General features: G+C 69.7%; 18 protein-coding genes. 4 read left to right on the top strand and 14 right to left on the bottom strand.

From position 1 onward, the window contains the following. Positions 1-5: 5 nt before the first annotated feature. Entirely contained in the window at positions 6-701 is a 696-nt protein-coding gene (locus ACIO3S_RS23395) for a GPP34 family phosphoprotein (protein ID WP_400468460.1), read from the top strand. 20 nt (positions 702-721) lie between these two features. Here ACIO3S_RS23395 and ACIO3S_RS23390 read toward each other — a convergent pair whose 3' ends face one another. Continuing rightward, positions 722-2,017: a DUF222 domain-containing protein gene (locus ACIO3S_RS23390; RefSeq protein ID WP_400468063.1), complete on the bottom strand. Its 1,296-nt coding sequence runs from the start codon at positions 2,015-2,017 to the stop codon at positions 722-724. Between the two features lie 395 nt (positions 2,018-2,412). Next, a complete protein-coding gene (locus tag ACIO3S_RS23385) occupies positions 2,413-3,747 on the bottom strand; it encodes an endo-1,4-beta-xylanase (RefSeq protein ID WP_400468062.1) in 1,335 nt (444 codons plus the stop codon). A 194-nt stretch (positions 3,748-3,941) separates the two neighbouring features. Between ACIO3S_RS23385 and ACIO3S_RS23380 the strand changes: the two genes are divergently transcribed. Next, entirely contained in the window at positions 3,942-4,499 is a 558-nt protein-coding gene (locus ACIO3S_RS23380; protein WP_400468061.1) for a GNAT family N-acetyltransferase, read from the top strand. Between the two features lie 57 nt (positions 4,500-4,556). Here ACIO3S_RS23380 and ACIO3S_RS23375 read toward each other — a convergent pair whose 3' ends face one another. From ACIO3S_RS23375 to ACIO3S_RS23355, 5 genes are read right to left on the bottom strand one after another with little or no spacing between them, the layout of a single operon-like run. Beyond that, positions 4,557-5,375, bottom strand: a complete 819-nt coding sequence (locus ACIO3S_RS23375; RefSeq protein WP_400468060.1) for an NADPH-dependent oxidoreductase — start codon at positions 5,373-5,375, stop codon at positions 4,557-4,559. A gap of 59 nt (positions 5,376-5,434) precedes the next feature. Further along, positions 5,435-6,325: a hypothetical protein gene (locus ACIO3S_RS23370; RefSeq protein WP_400468059.1), complete on the bottom strand. Its 891-nt coding sequence runs from the start codon at positions 6,323-6,325 to the stop codon at positions 5,435-5,437. Between the two features lie 25 nt (positions 6,326-6,350). Next, positions 6,351-7,196 carry an arylamine N-acetyltransferase gene (locus ACIO3S_RS23365; RefSeq protein WP_400468058.1) on the bottom strand — a complete coding sequence of 282 codons (846 nt, stop codon included), beginning with the start codon at positions 7,194-7,196 and terminating at the stop codon, positions 6,351-6,353. Next, a complete protein-coding gene (locus ACIO3S_RS23360; RefSeq protein WP_400468057.1) occupies positions 7,193-7,636 on the bottom strand; it encodes a flavin reductase family protein in 444 nt (147 codons plus the stop codon). The genes ACIO3S_RS23365 and ACIO3S_RS23360 overlap by 4 nt, the downstream gene beginning before the upstream one ends. Positions 7,637-7,686: 50 nt before the next feature. After that, the gene (locus tag ACIO3S_RS23355; protein WP_400468056.1) at positions 7,687-8,454 is read right to left on the bottom strand and encodes a lysophospholipid acyltransferase family protein; all 768 of its coding nucleotides are present in this window, start codon (positions 8,452-8,454) and stop codon (positions 7,687-7,689) included. A 98-nt stretch (positions 8,455-8,552) separates the two neighbouring features. On the opposite strand from ACIO3S_RS23355, the gene ACIO3S_RS23350 reads away from it, so the two are divergent. Further along, a complete protein-coding gene (locus ACIO3S_RS23350) occupies positions 8,553-9,041 on the top strand; it encodes a hypothetical protein (RefSeq protein WP_350718874.1) in 489 nt (162 codons plus the stop codon). Here ACIO3S_RS23350 and ACIO3S_RS23345 read toward each other — a convergent pair. The 5 genes from ACIO3S_RS23345 to ACIO3S_RS23325 are packed head-to-tail and all read right to left on the bottom strand — an operon-like array spanning position 9,038 to position 13,056. Continuing rightward, positions 9,038-10,009: an ROK family protein gene (locus ACIO3S_RS23345; protein WP_400468055.1), complete on the bottom strand. Its 972-nt coding sequence runs from the start codon at positions 10,007-10,009 to the stop codon at positions 9,038-9,040. The genes ACIO3S_RS23350 and ACIO3S_RS23345 overlap by 4 nt on opposite strands. 10 nt (positions 10,010-10,019) lie before the next feature. Continuing rightward, complete coding sequence (locus ACIO3S_RS23340) at positions 10,020-10,973, bottom strand: ROK family glucokinase (protein ID WP_400468054.1); 954 nt, start codon at positions 10,971-10,973, stop codon at positions 10,020-10,022. 3 nt (positions 10,974-10,976) lie between these two features. Continuing rightward, complete coding sequence (locus tag ACIO3S_RS23335; RefSeq protein WP_400468053.1) at positions 10,977-11,399, bottom strand: hypothetical protein; 423 nt, start codon at positions 11,397-11,399, stop codon at positions 10,977-10,979. Beyond that, a complete protein-coding gene (locus ACIO3S_RS23330; RefSeq protein WP_400468052.1) occupies positions 11,396-12,613 on the bottom strand; it encodes an ArsA family ATPase in 1,218 nt (405 codons plus the stop codon). The genes ACIO3S_RS23335 and ACIO3S_RS23330 overlap by 4 nt, the downstream gene beginning before the upstream one ends. Continuing rightward, a complete protein-coding gene (locus ACIO3S_RS23325; protein ID WP_400468051.1) occupies positions 12,610-13,056 on the bottom strand; it encodes an SRPBCC family protein in 447 nt (148 codons plus the stop codon). The genes ACIO3S_RS23330 and ACIO3S_RS23325 overlap by 4 nt, the downstream gene beginning before the upstream one ends. Positions 13,057-13,188: 132 nt before the next feature. Between ACIO3S_RS23325 and ACIO3S_RS23320 the strand changes: the two genes are divergently transcribed. Then, complete coding sequence (locus tag ACIO3S_RS23320; protein ID WP_400468050.1) at positions 13,189-14,982, top strand: AMP-dependent synthetase/ligase; 1,794 nt, start codon at positions 13,189-13,191, stop codon at positions 14,980-14,982. 88 nt (positions 14,983-15,070) lie between these two features. Here ACIO3S_RS23320 and ACIO3S_RS23315 read toward each other — a convergent pair whose 3' ends face one another. Next, positions 15,071-16,318, bottom strand: a complete 1,248-nt coding sequence (locus ACIO3S_RS23315) for a M48 family metallopeptidase (RefSeq protein ID WP_400468049.1) — start codon at positions 16,316-16,318, stop codon at positions 15,071-15,073. Then, complete coding sequence (locus ACIO3S_RS23310; RefSeq protein ID WP_400468048.1) at positions 16,315-17,517, bottom strand: hypothetical protein; 1,203 nt, start codon at positions 17,515-17,517, stop codon at positions 16,315-16,317. Before ACIO3S_RS23310 ends, ACIO3S_RS23315 begins: the two co-directional genes overlap by 4 nt. Positions 17,518-17,525: the final 8 nt, after the last annotated feature.

Genomic DNA, 17,525 nt, shown 5'->3' with positions numbered 1-17,525 from the left:
ACCTGATGCTGATAGCGGAGGAATTGATTCTCCTGGCTCTCGACGACGCCGGAAGGATGCCGCCGAAGGTTCGGACGAGCCGAGCCGCCGCGGTGGTCGTCGGAGGAGCGCTTCTGGCCGAGCTCGCGCTCGATGGTGCCGTCGCGTCCGATAAGCACCTTATGCGGCAGACGATGCTTCGCGCCGTCCCGGACCGACGGCCGTCGTCGTCGCAACCGTTGCGCGATGCCTTCGACCGCGTCGCGGAAGAGTCCGGAGCGCCGCTGCCGCTTGCTCTGTCCATCGGTGCTGGCAGGTTCGAGCAGCTGGCCGCAGGTTTGGTCTCCCAGGGCCACTTGGCGCGTAAGGAGCACGCCTCCTTCCTCGCCGTCCCCGTGACTTGGCCTGTCGCAGATCGAGAGCGCAAGGACACGCTCCAGCTGCGGGTCATGAGCGAGCTCGTCCGCGACTCCGCGCCCGAGCCACGAACCGGCGTTCTCATCGCCTTCCTGTCCGTGCTGAACGTGGTCGACCAGTTCCCCACGCCCGCCAACGGCAGTCCGACCGCTCTCCGTCGAAGGGCAAAGGCGATCGCGAGAGGTAGTTGGGCGTCCGCAGCCGTCCGGACTGCATTGCGATCGGTTGACAGCGGACGGGGAAATCCACCCCGCGGTGAGAGTCCCACCCAAGGATTCAATGGCGAAGGCGACGCTGGCTGGTGACGTGGCACAGCGCAGCGCCCTCATGCCGCGAGGTCGTAGTCCAGTAGCACATCGCGCAGGATGAGCTCCGCCCGGGACAGTGTTGGCGGGTCCTGTCTCCAGGTATCGGGTGGTGGGCTCGTGTAGATGTGGCCCGTGGGTGTGATGGTGATGATGCTGCCGTCTGGTCCTGGTCTGGCCCGCCAGCCGAGAGCTTCCTTGGCCTGGTTGCATCGCTCGCATAGCCCTTGGAGGTTCTCGGCGCTGGTGGTGCCGCCGTCGGCGTGACGCTCGACGTGGTCGATGTCGCGGATCGGGGCGTCGCAGCCGTTGGTCCGGCAGATCCCACCGTCACGGGTCGTGATGAACTCCGCGAGCCCGTCGGGGGCTTTGCGTGAGCGGGATTCCATCGCCACCAGCTGCCCGGCGGGGTCGGCGAACAGTCGCCGCACGAACACGTCCGCGTCGGTGAGCTCGTCGCGGGCCCAGGCGGCAGGAACGGGGCCGTAGCCCTCGACCGTGGCCGGCTGATCCGCGTCGCCGGTGAGGGAGTCGGCGGTCATCACGATCTTGACCTCGATCCGAGGCTTCGCGCCGGTGGTGCTGCGGCCGGTGATCCGGTCGACCAGGGTGTCGGCCATGACCTGCCCCCGGGTGCGCTCATCGCCCGCGGCGGCAGCGGTCTTGGCGGCCTGGTCCAGGGCGGCGAAGACGGCGACCCCGTCCTTGACCGGCAACAGGGCACCGAGCCAGGTCATCGTGTCCGGTGCCGGCCGGAGGCTGACCCGGCGGTCTTTCACGGCGTTGGCGGCGCGGGCGACGACGGAGGCTTGGTCGAGGGTGATGGAGAGTTTCTTGGCGGCGTTCTCGAGCTGCCGCAGTCCCATCGACACCGCCTTGGCGGGTACCCCGTTCGGCCCGGTCGCACAGAGCTCCTGGTCGATGACACGGCGGTCGTCGAGGGAGAGGCATGCGGTCTCGCGGGCCAGGATGGTGGCCTGCCACTGGGAGAACAGCCCGGCCTTCATCAGCGCGAAGGTGTGCGGCATCTCCGCGATCAAGATCTTCGCCAGCCCCAGCAGTTTGGCGCCCTTCTCGGGCGAGACCCGCCGCGCCAGCGCAACCTGCGAGGCCACGCCCTCACCGAGCTTGCGGGCGGGAACCCCGGCCTCGGCCTGGCGTGCCCGGACGGCTTCGTCGAGACGTACCGCTGCTTCGGCTTGGACGGCCTCGGCGGTGCACTTGACCGATTCGAGACGCGCGATCCAGTCGACCAGCTCAGCCTCGGACGCCCCCGCGGGCGGCCCGGTGAGGAGGCGGTCGATGGTCTCGTACATGCGCCTTATTATATGCGAAACAGCACCATCAATCGACCGATTTAAGCAGGTCAAGCCAGTGTTACGCGGTCAGCGAACAAGGAACGTGAATGCCGCGCCACTCTCTCGCCGCCGCCCCGATACAGGCGAAATCTTTCTCGATCGGGTGCCGAGTCAAGGACCGCGAAGCGGCCGGCGAAGCCGGCGCCCGAAGGGCGTCCTTGACGCGGCGCACGATCGAGAAACACTCAAAGACCGGGTCGGCGGCGAACCCTGAAACGAAGAGCAGTCACTAAGAGAGCCTTCCTCAGCCCTCAACGAGCCCAATGCGAGAACGACCGTGTTGGTCGCGGCTCAACCAACAGCCGAGCGGGGCCTCGGTCGCGAATCACGGCCGAGGCCCCGCCTAGTCACGATCAGGCCGCGGCGCAGGTCGCGGTCGGTGTCGCGGTGTTCCCGCCCGAGTAGAGCGTGATCCCGAACTGGTTGCCGTTGCCGTTCGGCGTGGCGGTGAGCGTTCCCGACGTACCGGAGACGGTCGCGTTCCAGGAGTTCTGCAGGCTCTGGCCCGAGCCGGTGCTGATCCGGACCACCCAGTCGTCGGTGCCACTGACGGTGAACACGGTGTTGAACCGGTCATTCCAGGACTCGGTCCGGGTGACGCTGACCGTGCAGCTCCCCGCCGGTGGCGTGGACCCGCCGTCGGCGGTGTTGAGCTGGTCGAGGACGTAGCCGTAGGCGAGCTTCTTGTTGCCGGAGCCGTCGAAGAGCAGCGGGGTGTCAGAGGCCCGCCACGAGTCGGTGTCGCGTACGCCCCAGACGGTGACGCCGGTGCAGCGGGTCACCGCCATGCAGGCCTGGGTCACACCGCGGAACTGCTCGGCCTGGGAGGTGCCGGAACCGGCGATGTCGAGCTCGGTGATCTGTACGTCGACGCCGAGGTCGGCGAAGTTCTGCAGCGTGACGTGGTAGTTGCTCGGCACCGGGTTGCCCGAGTTGAAGTGGGCCTGGAAGCCGACGCAGTCGATGGGTACGCCGCGCGACTTGAAGTCGCGGACCATGTTGTAGACGGCCTGCGTCTTCGCGTGGCTCCAGTTGTCGGTGTTGTAGTCGTTGTAGCAGAGCTTCGCGTTCGGGTCGGCGGAGCGGGCGGCGCGGAAGGCGGCCTCGATCCAGTCGTTGCCGGTGCGCTGCAGGTTGGAGTTGCGGCGCGCCCCCGAGGAGCCGTCCTCGAAGGCCTCGTTCACCACGTCCCAGGCGTAGATCTTGCCGCGGTAGTGGCCGGCGACCCCGGCGATGTGGTTGAGCATGGCACTGCGAAGCGAGCTGCCCTCCATGTTCTGCATCCAGCCCGGCTGCTGGGAGTGCCAGGCCAGCGCGTGCCCACGGACCCGCTTGCCGTTCTGGATGGCCCAGTTGGCGATCTGGTCGCCAGAGGAGAAGCTGAACTGGTTCGGCGACGGCTCGGTCGCGTCCATCTTCATCTCGTTCTCGGCGGTGATCATGTTGAACTCGCGGTTCGCGATGGTCGTGTACTGCGAGTCGGACATCCGACTCGCGGCGATGGCGGTGCCGAAGTAGCGGCCGGACTCGGCCGCGGCTGCCTGCAGGGTGGAGCCGTCGGCCCGAGCGGGGCCGGCGACGGCAGTGATGGCGATGCCGCTGGTGATCACCAGGGCGGCGAGGGTGGTGAAGGCGGCGGTTCCTCTGGCCTTCACGGCGTGCAGGGGTCTGACACGAACTCGGGTCATCATCGATCCTGTTCTCCCGGAATGAAAGGTGGTCGGTGGTACCTCAGAGCTCGCGCGAACTCGCTGGAAAACGTTATCGACATCGTTTTATAGCGTCAATAGATTCGGCCGAATTGGCGTGACTTACCTCACACAGGATTCCTGTTTCCGCCCGCCCGGCAGCGAGACCGCAGTGTCATGACACGCTTTGACACGTGCCCTTCACCCACCGCATCGCGACCCACGAAGACATCCCGGCCCTGACGACGATCATGAACGTGTCGATCGGAGAGCTCCAGAAGGGGTTCCTGACCGCGGCCCAGATCACCTCGAGCCGAACGGTGATGGGCATCGACACCCAGCTGATCGAGGACGGCACCTACTTCGTGGTCGAGGAGGACCACCAGATCGCCGGCTGCGGCGGCTGGAGCAGGAGGGCGACGCTCTACGGCGGCGACCACACCCCGGGCCGCGAGCCGAAGCTCCTGGACCCGAAGACGGACCCGGCCAGGGTGCGGGCGATGTACACCAACCCGGCCTTCGCCCGACGCGGCGTCGGCAGGCTGATCCTGGACCTTTGCGAGCGCGCCGCGTCAGCGGAGGGCTTCACCACCCTCGAGCTGATGGGCACCCTGTCCGGCGAGCCGCTCTACACCGCGTACGGCTTCGAACCGGTCGAGCGGATCACCGACGACCGTGGCGGCGCACCCGTCCCGCTGGTCCGGATGCGGAAGCGCATCACAGCCGAACCCGGAGACACGTCCGCCGTCTGACGCTCAGCGAGCGAAGGAGAACATCCGCTCCGGCAGAGCCGTGGGAGAAGCATCCCTTCAGCGGCCGGCGAGCCCGAGGCGCTCGAGCTGAGCCCGGAGCCGATGGCGACCGGACATGCTGGAGGGTCCGACGAGACGAGTCAGCACGCGCTCGGACCAGCCGCCGCCCAGACCGTAGGTGGCGTTGTAGCCGCCGAGCCGATCGTCGTACGCAGCGAGGTCGTCGACACCCGGGGACGAGTAGGTCTCGTGGTGGAGTACGACAGACTGCGGGAGCCGGGGCTTGACGCCGGCCTCCTCGGCGGGATCGGGCACGCCGACCGCGAGGCCGAAGACCACGAACGCCCCCGGAGGCAGGCCGATCTCGGCCGCGATCTCCTCGGGACTGTTGCGGGCGCCGCCGACGCAGACCGTGCCCAGGCCGAGCGACGAGGCGGCGACGATTGCGTTCTGAGCGGCGAGGGTGGCGTCGATGACCCCGAGGAGCGTCGACTCCAGGTAGTCGGTCGCCTCGACCCGGCTCCCGGCGGTTGCCGCGAGCCCACGGGCGCGGCTGAGGTCGGCGACCCAGAGCAGGAAGAGCGGTGCTGCCTCGATGAACGCCTGGTCACCGGCCAGCTCGGCGAGCCGTGCCTTGCGGGCCGGGTCGCGTACGGCAACGACGCTCCAGGTCTGCAGGTTGGAGGAGGTCGGCGCCGATGAGGCGGCCGCGACGATGGCGGTGAGCTGGTCGTCGGTGACCGGGTCGCTCAGGAACGAGCGCACCGACCGGTGCCCGAGCTGGTGCTCGATCACCGCGCTGGTCGTCGCCAGGTGAGCGAGAGCGGGGTCGCGGTAGCGGGCAGAGACGGCGGAGTCGGTGACGGTCTCGGTCATCCGGCCAGAATAGTCGACTGAACAACTCGACATTGACAGCGTCCGTGGGCCGGAGCCACCTAGCCGCCGAGGCGCTCCACCTCAGCGGCTGCAGAGTCGCGAGCAGCGGCGGCCTCCGTGACCGCGTGCTCGGCGGAGTCGCGGGCGTCCTCCGCCTCGGTGAGCTCGTCGTCGACGTCGGCTGCGGCGGACTCCAGGTCGGCCAGCCGGCGGCGTAGGTCCTCGATCTCCGACTTCACCTGGAGCGACCTCGCCTCGACGTCCTTGAAGGCCGACGCGGCCTTGTCGCGCTTCTCCTCGGCACCGGAGAGGGTGGACTCGGCCTCCGTGAGCGCCTCCCGGGCCTCGTCGAGCGCGGCGGTGTCGGGCAGGTCCGGAACGGCCCGCAGCGGCTCCCGAGGAGGCGGGACGACCTCGGGGACCTCGAAGCCCAGGGCGTCCGGAAGAGCGACGGCGGACGCCGCGTTCACGGCGTCGACCCCGGTGGCGGCCAATGCGGAGACGAGCAGGCCGCTCCGTACGGCCTGAGCGGCGGACTCGTCGATCATGGCCGCCGTCAAGGTGGCCTCGACCTGGGTCGCGACCGCCTCGGTGACCCGGAGACCGTGCTCGCGCGCCAGCCCGCGGGCGCGGGTCGTCACCGCCGCGGTCAGCTGGCGGCGCTGCTTGGTGAGCTCCCGCAGCTGAGCGGCGTCCATACCCGTCTGCGCCTCGCGCAGCAGGGCGCCGACCGAGATCACCTGCTCCACCTGCTCGGTCTCATAGCGCACCAGCAGGTTCACCACCCACGCCGCGGTCGAGGGCTTCTTCAGCGCCTTGACCGGACCCGCCAGCGGCGTGCCCTTCAAGCTCTTGACCCGCGCGTCGCGTTCCGGCGTGAAGTCGGCCAGCGGCAGCCCGTAGAGCTCGGCTGCGATGTCGAGCAGCTCGGGGGCAGGTTCGTCGCTCATGTCCGCCATCTCAGCACGTCGGCGACTACCGCGTCAGCAACCACTCGTCGTACTCGGCTGCCTGTCGCTTGTGGAGCTCGCGCAGCGCGTCCTCCTCAGCACCCAGGAACGACAGCCCGAGACCGCCCAGGGCTGCGCGCCACTCCTCGAAGTTCCGCAGCTCACGCGTCGACGCCCCGGATCCGGTCCGCGTGTGCCGGATCGAGCGAACGGTGTCAGCACCCGTCGCGCCACGCCGCTGCACGACGAGCTTGCGAGCGAAGTCGCCCTCGGGCGGCGTGGAGAGCCGCAGGTGCGACGCCTCGATCGCGTCCTGCGCAACGTCGCCACGGACGAAGCTCCCGTTGAACGAACCGTGCGGATCATGATGGAAGGTCCACCCCGACTCCCCCACCCGCGCCAGCCGGTAGACGAAGCCGGCCTGCCGGAAATGCCCGTCGACCAGCGGCAACGGGTCACGGAAGCCGTCCCCGTAGCCCACGTCGGCAGCCCAACGGCCGGCCGGGTTCGAAGAGGTCGGCAGTCCACGGACCTCGATCGCCAGGTGGTCCAACGTCCCCGAAGGACCGGTCGCCTCGAGCATCTGGCCGAAGCGGCGTACGACGTCGAAACCGAGCTCCTCCAGCACCAGCGAGAAGACCCCGTTGTTGTGGAAGCAGTAGCCCGCATTGCCCCCGGCCGCGACCCGCGCCAGCGTCACCTCGGGATCCACCGGGTCCGGCGCCCCCACGGCCCCGATGGCGGCGAGCATGATCGAGAGGTTGTCGTAGGGAAGCGTGTCGAGATGGCGGTGATGAAGATCGACGAGCGTCTCGTACGTCGCCTCCGGCCGCCCTTCGATCCCGAGCCGTCGCAGATAGCCCTCGATCATCGCTCATACCTCCCGTGCCGGTGGACCAGCGGGTCGGCGTCGTCACCGACCTCGAGCGACACGATCTCGCAGGTCGCCAGAGCAGACCAGCCGATTTCCTGCATCGACACCAGGCGTACGCCTGCCCAGGTCGGCGCATCGGTGAGGCGACGGCCGAACTCGGTCGTCTCCCACGACCCGAACCGGAACGCACCGCCGGGAGCGGGAGCGGTGCCGCCGAACGCCTCGGCGAGGTCGCGATGGCGCCAGTGGAGCAGCGACACGACCCCCACGCCGGTCTCCTCGAGCTCGTCGCGGAGGTCCGAGTCGGGATCGAGCAGGCCGAGGACGGCTCCGGGCGACCCGTTGGCCACCATCAGCGAGGAGACCGTCAGCCCCGCCCAGGAATCTGCAGACCCCGAGGTCCACAGCGACACCCGCCCACCCAGACGACCACGCAACCGGCGTACCGGATCCTCCGGCGTCGGGAACGGGTGGGACGAGTGGATGGTCAGGCTACGTCCTTGGAAGGTCCGGTCTTGGTAGGCCCGGACTTGGCCGACCCGGAGGACTTCTTCGCAGGCTTCTTGCCGTCGGCCAGCTTCTTGGCCTCGGTGGCGTACATGTCGACGTACTCCTGGCCGGAGAGCTTCAGGATCTCGTAGACGATCTCGTCGGTGATCGCGCGCAGGATGTAGCGATCGTTGGTCATGCCCTCGTAGCGCGAGAAGTCCAGCGGCTTGCCGTAGATGACCCGCGGGTGCACGAGCTTGCCGAACTTCTTGCCCGGAGGCGCGATCACGTCGGTGCCGATCACGGCGACGGGGATCACGGGCGCACCGGTGTCCAGAGCCAGTCTGGCGATGCCGGTCCGTCCCCGGTAGAGCTTGCCGTCGTGGGAGCGGGTGCCCTCAGGGTAGATCCCGAAGAGCTCACCCTCGGCCAGGACCCGCTTGGCGGCGATGAGCGCCCCCTCGGCGGCGGTGGCCCCACCGCGGTCGATCGGCACGTTGCCGGTGCCCGAGAAGAAGACCCTCTGCAGGAAGCCCTTGGGGCCCGTTCCGGTGAAGTACTCCGCCTTGGCCACGAAACGCACCATCCGCTTCATCCCGAGCGGCATGAAGAGCCAGTCGGCGTAGGAGAGGTGGTTGCTGGCCATGATCGCCGGGCCTTTGCGCGGGATGTTCTCCGTGCCCTCATAGGACGGACGGAAAACCGCTCGCAGGAGAGGCCCGATCGCCACCCACTTCAAGAACGAGTAGAAGAGCTTCGTCGACACCCCATCGCCTTCCCTATTTGCCTTCGACCGATGAGCCTATAACGAGACAGGTACTTCGACTCCCGCACCCTGTCATGAGATCCGGCTAGGCTGGAGGAGTGAGCGACCGAGACGACCGGCCCGAGGACGCGACCGGGGCCCCCGACGACGCCTCCGTGCCCTCGGAGAGCCAGCCGTCGGACGACGAAGCATGGCGCGAGATCGTCGAGAACTACGGCGACCGCCCCGCCCTCGAGGAGGAGCCCGTCGCCCGCGATCTCTTCGAGAAGAAGATCGACATCGTCGAGACCGTCGACGAGCCGGACGCCTATGACGACATGTGGCGCGACGACGAGGAGGGCTACGTCCCACCGCCTCCGCCGCCGCTCCCGAAGCCGACCCCGGCGCGCCTGCTCGCCTGGATCGGGGTGCTCGGCGCACCGGTCGCCGTACTGGTCCTGATCGTGGTCACCCAAGTCACCGGCCGGCACTTCAACAGCTGGGTCATCGGTGGCCTGGTCGCCGCCTTCCTGGCCGGCTTCGTCTACCTGCTGGCGACCATGCCGTCCGAGCCCCGCGACCCCTGGGACGACGGCGCCCGCGTCTAGGTCTGGCTCTGGCTCGAGGTGAGCCGGCGGGCCAGGATGCTCGCTCCCACCACGCCGGCCTCCGCGCCGAAGGCGGTCGCCACGATCGGCGGCACCTCGCGATGGAGACGGCCGACGAGCGAGGCCTCCAGAGCCGTGCGCGCAGGCGTCAGCAGCAGGTCGCCCGCGGTCGAGACTCCCCCGCCGACGACCAACAGCTCGGGGTCGAAGGCGGCGACGAGGCCGGCCATCCCGACCCCCAGCCACGACCCCACCGACTCGTACGCAGCGAGCGCGAGCGCGTCGCCACGGGCCGCGGCGGCGGTGACCGCCGGGCCGGTGATCTTGAGCGGGTCACCCGCGGCCAGCTCGTCGAGCGCGCAGCCGGCGTACTCCTCGGTCTCCACGCGGGCGCGCACGAAGGCGACCAGCGCGTTGCCGGAGGAGTACTGCTCCCAGCAGCCGGTGAGGCCGCACTCGCACGGGAGCCCGCCGGGCACGACCTGCATGTGGCCGAACTCGCCGGCCATGCCGTTGCGGCCCCGGACGACCCGGCCGTCCAGGACCACGGCACCGCCGATGCCGGTGCCGAGGGTGATGAGCAGGGCCGAGTCGACGCCGCGGGCCGCGCCGAGCTCCAGCTCGGCCAGCGCGGCGCAGTTGGCGTCGTTGTCGAGCGCCACCCGGGTGCCCCATCGCGAGGAGAGCCGGGTCAGAGTCGGCTCGCCTCGCCAGGGCAGGTGGGGAGCGAACATGACCCGCTCCCCGGCGGCGTCGACGAACCCCGCGGCGGCCAGGCCGACGCCGGCGACGGGCCGGCCGGCGGCCACCTCGGTGACCGCCTCGGTCAGCGCGTCCTCCACCAGCTCCAGCTCGACCCGGCGTCCGGGCGTGCTGCGCTGAGCGGTGCGGAGCACCTCACCGTCCGGTGAGACCTCTGCCGCGAGCACCTTGGTGCCGCCGATGTCGACACCGATGTGCAGGCTCACTGGTGCTGGCTCACTTGCGAGCCAGGTCCGCAGCGCCGATCAGCCCTGCCTGGTTGCCGAGCGTGGCCTTGCGTACGTCGAGCATCGGCCGGTGTCCGCGGCCGGTCAGCTGAGCCTGGAAGGCGCGCCGAGCAGGCCCGAGCAGCAGGTCGTCGGCCTCGGCCACTCCCCCACCGATGGCTACCACGGCCGGGTCCAGCACGGCGGCGATCGAGGCGATCCCCTCGCCGAGCCAGACGCCGAGGTCGGTCAGCGCCTCGATCGCGAAGGCATCCCCGTCGCGGGCCGCCTCGGTGATCAGCGGGCCCTTGATCTTGTCGAGGTCGCCCTCGGCCCGGTCCAGGACCTCGCGGGCCAGCAGGGATCCGCCGCGCGCGGCGGAGCGGACGTTGCGCACCAGGGCCGACCCCGAGGCGTACTGCTCCCAGCAGCCGCGGTTGCCGCAGCCGCACAGGTGGCCGTTCGGCACGACCCGCATGTGGCCGATCTCGGCGCCGACACCGAAGGCGCCGCGGTAGAGCTCGCCCTCGAGCACCAGGCCGCCGCCGATACCGGTGCCGACGGTCACCAGCATCATGTTGTCGACCTCGGCACCCGCGCCGTACTCGAACTCGCCCCACGCAGCAGCGTTGGCGTCGTTCTCGATCACGACCGGCAGCTCGAGGACCTTCTCCAGACGCTCCTTGAGCGGCACGTCGCGCCAGGCGATGTTGGGCGCGAACATGACCGTCGAGCGGTCGCTGTCGACGTAGCCCGCGGCGCCGATGCCGACGCACTCGATCTCGTGGCGCGACTTGAGCTCCTGGACCACCTCGATGATGGCGGCCTCGATGGCCTCCGGGCTCTTCGCCGGCGACTCGACACGGTGGTCCTCGATGATGTTGCCGTCGTGGTCGACGACGCCGCCGAGGATCTTGGTGCCGCCGACGTCGACACCGCAGGCGAGCTTCTTCGTCGTCGTCATGCCTCAGCTCCAGCCGTCGAGATCGATCCGGTCGACCCTCGTAGAGCGCTGCGCCCAGTCCCGGGTCGCATCTTCCTCAGCCCGCACGCCATCACTGTGAGCTTCCTCGCCTTCACTAGGGCCAGCACCCGGACTCGTGGCCGCCGCGTTGAGCACCGTGACCGCGGCCTGCATCAACGAAGCGGCAGCGCTGGCCAGGTGCACCTTGACCTCCGGACTCGACTCCCGGAGGACATGTACGGTACGGCACAGCGGGCAGTAGGCACACTCCGGTGCCCCGGTATCGAGATGCTCTCCGACCGCCTCGGTGAAGTGGCCGATCCGGGAGTCCTTGGCCCACTCGCCGATGGCCTCCATCAGCCGGCCGAGCTCCTCGGCGGTCGACCCCAACGGCTCGTCCGCCCACTCGTGGCGCTGCTCGCTCACGATCTCTCGCTCTCGGTGTTCGTCGTCTGACGAGAAAACGTTACTCGCAGCTCCCCGCCCTCGACCCGCGCCCCGCTGACGCGCATCCGCGCGAGTGCGGCGGGAAGGGTCAACAGGCGCCGGTAGGACCCCACGGTGATCGCCAGCTCGTCGCCGTTGCGGCCCAGCTGCACCTGGTCGCGCTCGACCCACTGGGCCAGCCCGGGCAGCGCCAGATGGACGACCGTGGCGTCGCCGGTGGTCTCGGTGCGGAACGGGGCCGCGGTCTCGGGAACGGCCAGCGGATCGACGCTGCCGGTCCAGGCGTACGCCGCCTCGGCGACCTCGCGCAGGTCCTCGACCCCCACCGGCTCTGTCGGCCGGTAGAACGAGCGCCAGACGGGCAGCCCCTCGAAGGAGGCGCCCACGTCGCCGAGCACGTCGTCCTGGGCCTTGACCCAGCCGGCGCGCCAGTCGTCGGAGCCGCCGGCCGGGAAGATCCGGTTGGCGACCACACCGTCGACGCGGTAGCCGTAGAGGGACAGCGTCGTCCAGGACCGTCGTGCCTCGGCGAGCACGACCCGCTCGGGGGTCAGCACGATGCGTACGGACGCCTCGGGGCCCGAGAGCAGGGCACGGACTTCCGCGAGCTCGTCGTGGAGCCGCACCAGGGCGTCGAAGACGGAGTCGCCGGGCATCGGCACACCAGCGGCCTTGGTCAGCATCGGCTTGAGCGCCTTCACCATCTTGCGCTGCACCGGGAGGATGCGTTCGAGATACCAGCCCAGGGCCTCGGGAAGGGCGAGCAGCCGCAGCGTCTCGGCGGTCGGGGCGCAGTCGACCACGATCGTGTCCCACTCCCCCGAGACCGCCATCCGGCGCAGCTCCAGGAGCGCGAAGACCTCCTCGGCCCCCGGGATGATGGTCAGCTCCTCGGCGGCGATCCGGTCCACCCCGATCGTGTCCAGGACGCTCAGCAGGTAGCCCTGCACCTCCGCCCACGACTCCTCGAAGCGGCGCTGGGCGTCGACGTGCTGGACGTAGAGGTGCTCGGTGACCTGGACCGGCTCCGAACCCAACGCGCCGTCGACCCCGAACGCATCGCCCAGGGAGTGGGCGGCATCGGTCGAGAGGACCAGGGTGCGCAGGCCGCGGGCCGCGGACATCGCCGCGGTGCCGGCCGAGACGGTCGATTTGCCGACGCCGCCCTTGCCGGTGAAGAGGAGGATTCTCACGAAGGCATGCCCTGCTTCTCGACTCTCTGCTTGAGGCCTCGCAGCGCGGTGTCGATCAGGACCTTCTCGCCCTTGCGCTTGAGCATGCCGATCAACGGGATGCTCAGGTCGAGCGCGAGCCGGTAGGTGACCTCGGTGCGACCACCGAGGTCGCGCAGCACGTAGGCGCCGTCCATCGACCGCAGCAGGTTGCCCTTGACCAGCGACCAGGTGACCTGGCGGTCGTCGTCCCAGTCGTACGCCAGGGTGTATTCGTCCTTGATCGGCGCGACATCCAGCACGAACCGGACCTCCTCGGCCCGCCCGTCGACGCCGGTCTCGAGGACGCTGACCTCCTGCATGCCCTTGGCCCAGGCAGGATAGGACTTGAAGTCCGCGATCACCGCCATCACTGCCGAGGGCGCGGCCTCGATCACGATCGTCGAGGTGGTCTGATCGGCCATCGGTGGTGTCCTCACTCCCTGACTTGCTAGGTGCCATGGAGCGTACCGGATAGCATCCCGGTGAAATGGTCGGGCTGTGACGGGGGTAACCTCCGGTTCGTACCCACCTACCATCAGTATGCGGAGGCCCTAGTGCGCGAGTTCTCCACGCCCGCGACGTACGTTGTTCCCCCCACCGGCAGTCTGAGCGACGATGTCGTGCGCAACGCCGCCGAGGCACCCGATGCCGCCGTCCTCAGCCGGCCAGGCGCCGACGGCTCCTGGGTCGACGTGACGTCGTCCGAGTTCCTCGCTGAGGTCTCGGCGGTCGCCAAGGGACTGATCGCGGCTGGGGTGGGCGCTGGGGACCGGGTCGCGCTGCTCTCGAAGACGCGCTACGAGTGGACGCTGATCGACTACGCGATCTGGTTCGCCGGCGCGACGACGGTGCCGATCTACGAGACCTCCTCCGCCGAGCAGATCGCATGGATCCTCCAGGACTCCGCCGCCGTGGCGATCATCGCCGAGGACGCCGGCCACATGAGCCGGATCAGCGAGGTCCGCGCGGGCTGCGCGGCGCTCAACAGCGTGTGGTCGATCAACGACAACGCCGTCGACCTGCTGGTCAAGCTCGGCGCCGACATCACCGATGAGCAGCTCGAGGCCCGCCGCAGCGCGGTCACCCCCGACGACGCCGCGACGCTGATCTACACCTCCGGCACCACCGGGCGCCCGAAGGGCTGCGTGCTGACCCACGGCAACTTCATGTTCGAGCTCGGCGTCGTCGTCGACTCCCTCGACGGCCTGTTCAACATCGAGGGCCGCAGCACGCTGCTGTTCCTGCCGCTCGCGCACGTCTTCGCGCGGATCATCCAGATCGGCTGCATCACCTCCCGCACCCGTCTGGGCCACACCCCCGACATCAAGAACCTCGTCGCCGATCTCGGCACCTTCCAGCCGACCTTCGTGCTGGCCGTGCCGCGGGTGTTCGAGAAGGTCTACAACACGGCCTCGCAGAAGGCCGTCGCCGACGGCAAGGGCCGCATCTTCGACATGGCCACCGAGGTCGCCATCGAATACTCCCGGGCCACCGAGACCGGCAAGGCGCCGTTCCTGCTCGCCGCCAAGCACAAGCTGTTCTCCAAGCTCGTCTACGGCAAGCTGCTCGCCGCGCTCGGCGGCAACTGCTCCTACGCGATCTCCGGCGGGGCACCGCTCGGCGACCGCCTGGGCCACTTCTACCGCGGCATCGGCGTCACCGTCCTGGAGGGCTACGGCCTCACCGAGACGACCGGCGCGCTCACCGTCAACCTGCCCGAGGCGTTCAAGATCGGCACCGTCGGCCGGCCGATTCCCGGCACCTCGGTGCGTGTCGCCGATGACGGCGAGCTGCTCTTCAAGGGCGGCCAGGTGCTGAAGGAGTACTGGCAGAACCCGGCCGCCACCTCGGAGGCGAAGACCGAGGACGGCTGGTTCCACTCCGGCGACCTCGGCGAGGTCGACGACGAGGGCTTCGTCAAGATCACCGGCCGCAAGAAGGAGATCCTGGTCACCGCCGGCGGCAAGAACGTCGCCCCGGCCGTCCTCGAGGACCGCCTGCGCGCCCACGTGCTCGTCGACCAGTGCATCGTCGTCGGCGACGGTCAGCCGTTCATCGGCGCGATCGTCACCATCGACCCCGAGGCACTGCCCACCTGGGCCGAGGCCAACGGCAAGTCCGGCAACATCGAGGACCTCGTCGAGGACGAGGACCTACGTGCCGTCATCCAGAGCGCCGTCGACGACGCCAACAAGGCGGTCTCCAAGGCCGAGTCGATCCGCAAGTTCGTGATCATCCCCGAATCCTGGACCGAGGAGGGTGGCCAGCTCACCCCCAGCCTCAAGCTCAAGCGCAACGTCGTCATGCGCGAGTTCAGCCACGAGGTCGAGGCGCTCTACGCAAAGTAGTTGCTCGTGCCGCCGAGTCGGCGCATCTTGACGCCTTGGAGCGAAGCGAAGCGAGTGAGGCGTCAAGATGCGCCGACTCGGCCTATTTTCAGTCGAGAACCCGATGAGCAATAGCAATCCGCTGCAGCGTCGTCGGGTGGGAGCCGAACCACCACTGCGACCAGGCCTGCGGTGACGGGTCGGAGAGCGAGCGGGCACCTAGGTCGTGCTGCAGCCGGGTGAACGACTCCAGGTCGCCGGTGGCATGGAGCGCCTCGACGTCGGCGCGGGCCTCGACGTGTCGGCTGAGGCCGTTCTGGATCGGCATCGCCAGGACGCTCGCGAGCGCGAAGACCGCCATCAGCATCGGGACTGCTTCGGGGGTGGCGTACTCGTCCTGGCGCCGGTAGGACAGCAGCAGGCCGAGCAGGCCGACGCCGGCGACCGCGCCGGCGGCGCCGATGACCGTGCCGACCAGGACGTCGTCGTGCTTGGCGTGGGCGAGCTCGTGGGCGACGACGGAGAGGACCGCCCCGCGCGCGGCGGCGCCCCGTTGGGAGTCGACGAGGTTGTCGTAGAGGACGACGCGGCGGGTGGAGCCGAAGCCGGTGACGTACGCATTGAGCGAGGTCGTACGCCGGGAGGCATCGACCACCAGGACGTCGTCGAGCTCGACGCCCTCACGCTCGGCGATCGCCATCACCTCGGTCCGGAACTGGCCGCGCGGCAGCGACTCGAAGTCGTTGAACAGCGGCTCGATGACGACCGGATAGATGAACGAGCCGACCACCACCAGAGCAGCGACCAGGGCGGCGGCGACCGCGGGCCACCAACGCCGGCCGAGGCGGATGCAGGCGAAGAGGGCGAGCAGTGCCACGGAGGTGGTCACGATGCCGACGACCTGGTTCAGCAGCGAGTCGCCCAGCCAGGGTCCCCACGCCTGCCGGGAGAGCCCGTAGCGCATCTGCAGCCGGTGGATGGCCACTCCGAACGGCAGCGTCGCGATCCAGCCGAGGAACGTGACCGCGGCGACCGCCAGCACCACCCGGAGCAGCCATGGTCCAGGCAGCCGCGCCACCAGACGCCGGCCGAGCGAGGTGAACCCGAGCACGCAGGCGACGATCAGAGAGACGAGGAGCGAGGCCCGGCTGATCCAGCGGGCGGTGCCGGAGTAGGCCAGCATCCGCTCGAGCTCCTCGGGCGTGAACACGTCACGCTCGTCGGGCAGGTCGAGCGCGCCGCCCGGGTAGGGATGCCACGGGATCAACGCCCAGGCGAGCACCACGAACGCCACCGCCCCGAGGACGAGAACCACCCAGGACGTACGTCGCGTCGCACTCACTTCCGCCCCACTCATCGAGCCGAGTGTGACAGATGGGTCCGCCAGCGGGCGGTCAGCTCGTCCTCCCCGAAGCCGAAGCCGGCCTGCAGCGCCTTCTCCAGGCCGATGCCGCGACCGGTCTCCTCGTAGAGGTCGACCAGGGCCTGCTCGCCACCGGCCTCGGCGAGCACCTCGCAGGCGAGCCAGGCGGCTTCGTACTCGGCGCCGAAGTGCTCCGAGCGGGTGTTGAACTCGGCCTTGCCCGGGAGGTGGTCGGGGGCGCCGTTCTCGCGGACCTGAGCGAGGATCTGGCCGGCGGTCTCGGACAGCGGCAGCTTGGTGTCGCGGAGCGCGACGTAGTCGGCGAAGCCCTCGACCAGCCACATCGGCCGGCGGGTGTTGGTCGCGGCGTCGGTGGCCGCGTGGGTGGCCTCATGGGTGATGACGATCTGGGCGCCGGGGGCGTCGAGGTCGCCGATGACACCCTGGTTGACCCACACGTGCAGCGGGGTCCCGGCCTTCGTGGACCCGTCGACGGTCGCGGTCACCGCCGCGACGGCGGCGTAGGTCCCCGGCTGCGCGCCGAGCGCGGAGTCGAGGCCGTTCGCGGGCACCTCGAGGACCAGGCGCGGGTCCTTCCAGGGGATCACCTTGCGGACCCCGGCGACAGCAGCGGTGGCCAGCTCTGCGTAGCGGTCGGCGACCTCGGCCGAGGCCTGGGCGACCACGAGGGTGGAGCCGGTGCGGCGCACCTCGACCGGGCCGCTGAGCCACAGCGGCAGCCGCGTGCCCTGGGCCGCCGAGAAACCGGTGATCGCACCCTCGGCGTCGAAGCCGACCTTCAGCTCCTCGGTCAGCGCCGGATCGCCGGGGCTGCGCCACGACATCTCGACGTCGGCCGTCCAGGAGCCGTCCGGCTCCACGTTGCCCGACTCGGCGACGTACCTCGCGGTGACGTCCCCGAGGCCGATGGCACGGGCGTTGCGCACCGCCACCGAGGCGGCGTCCTCTCCCTCGGGCTCCGCCCCGTCGCGTACGCCGTCGACCAGGGCATCCAGCGAGGCCCGGGCACCTCCGGTGTCGGCGCGCACGACCGGCGCGCTGCTCGGGGTCGGGGCGACGTACTCGCCCCCGCCGGTGAGCCGCCAGCCGACGAACCCGGCGAGCAGCATCACCAGGACCAGCGCGGCCCCGATCAGGGCCGGGCGAGAAAGAAGAGAGCCGACCGTTCGCACCTGCGAAC

Source organism: Nocardioides sp. NPDC087217 (assembly GCF_044744805.1).
Lineage (GTDB): Bacteria > Actinomycetota > Actinomycetes > Propionibacteriales > Nocardioidaceae > Nocardioides.
Note: the sequence above shows the minus strand (reverse complement) of the source record. Positions and strands in the feature narration are given on the sequence as shown.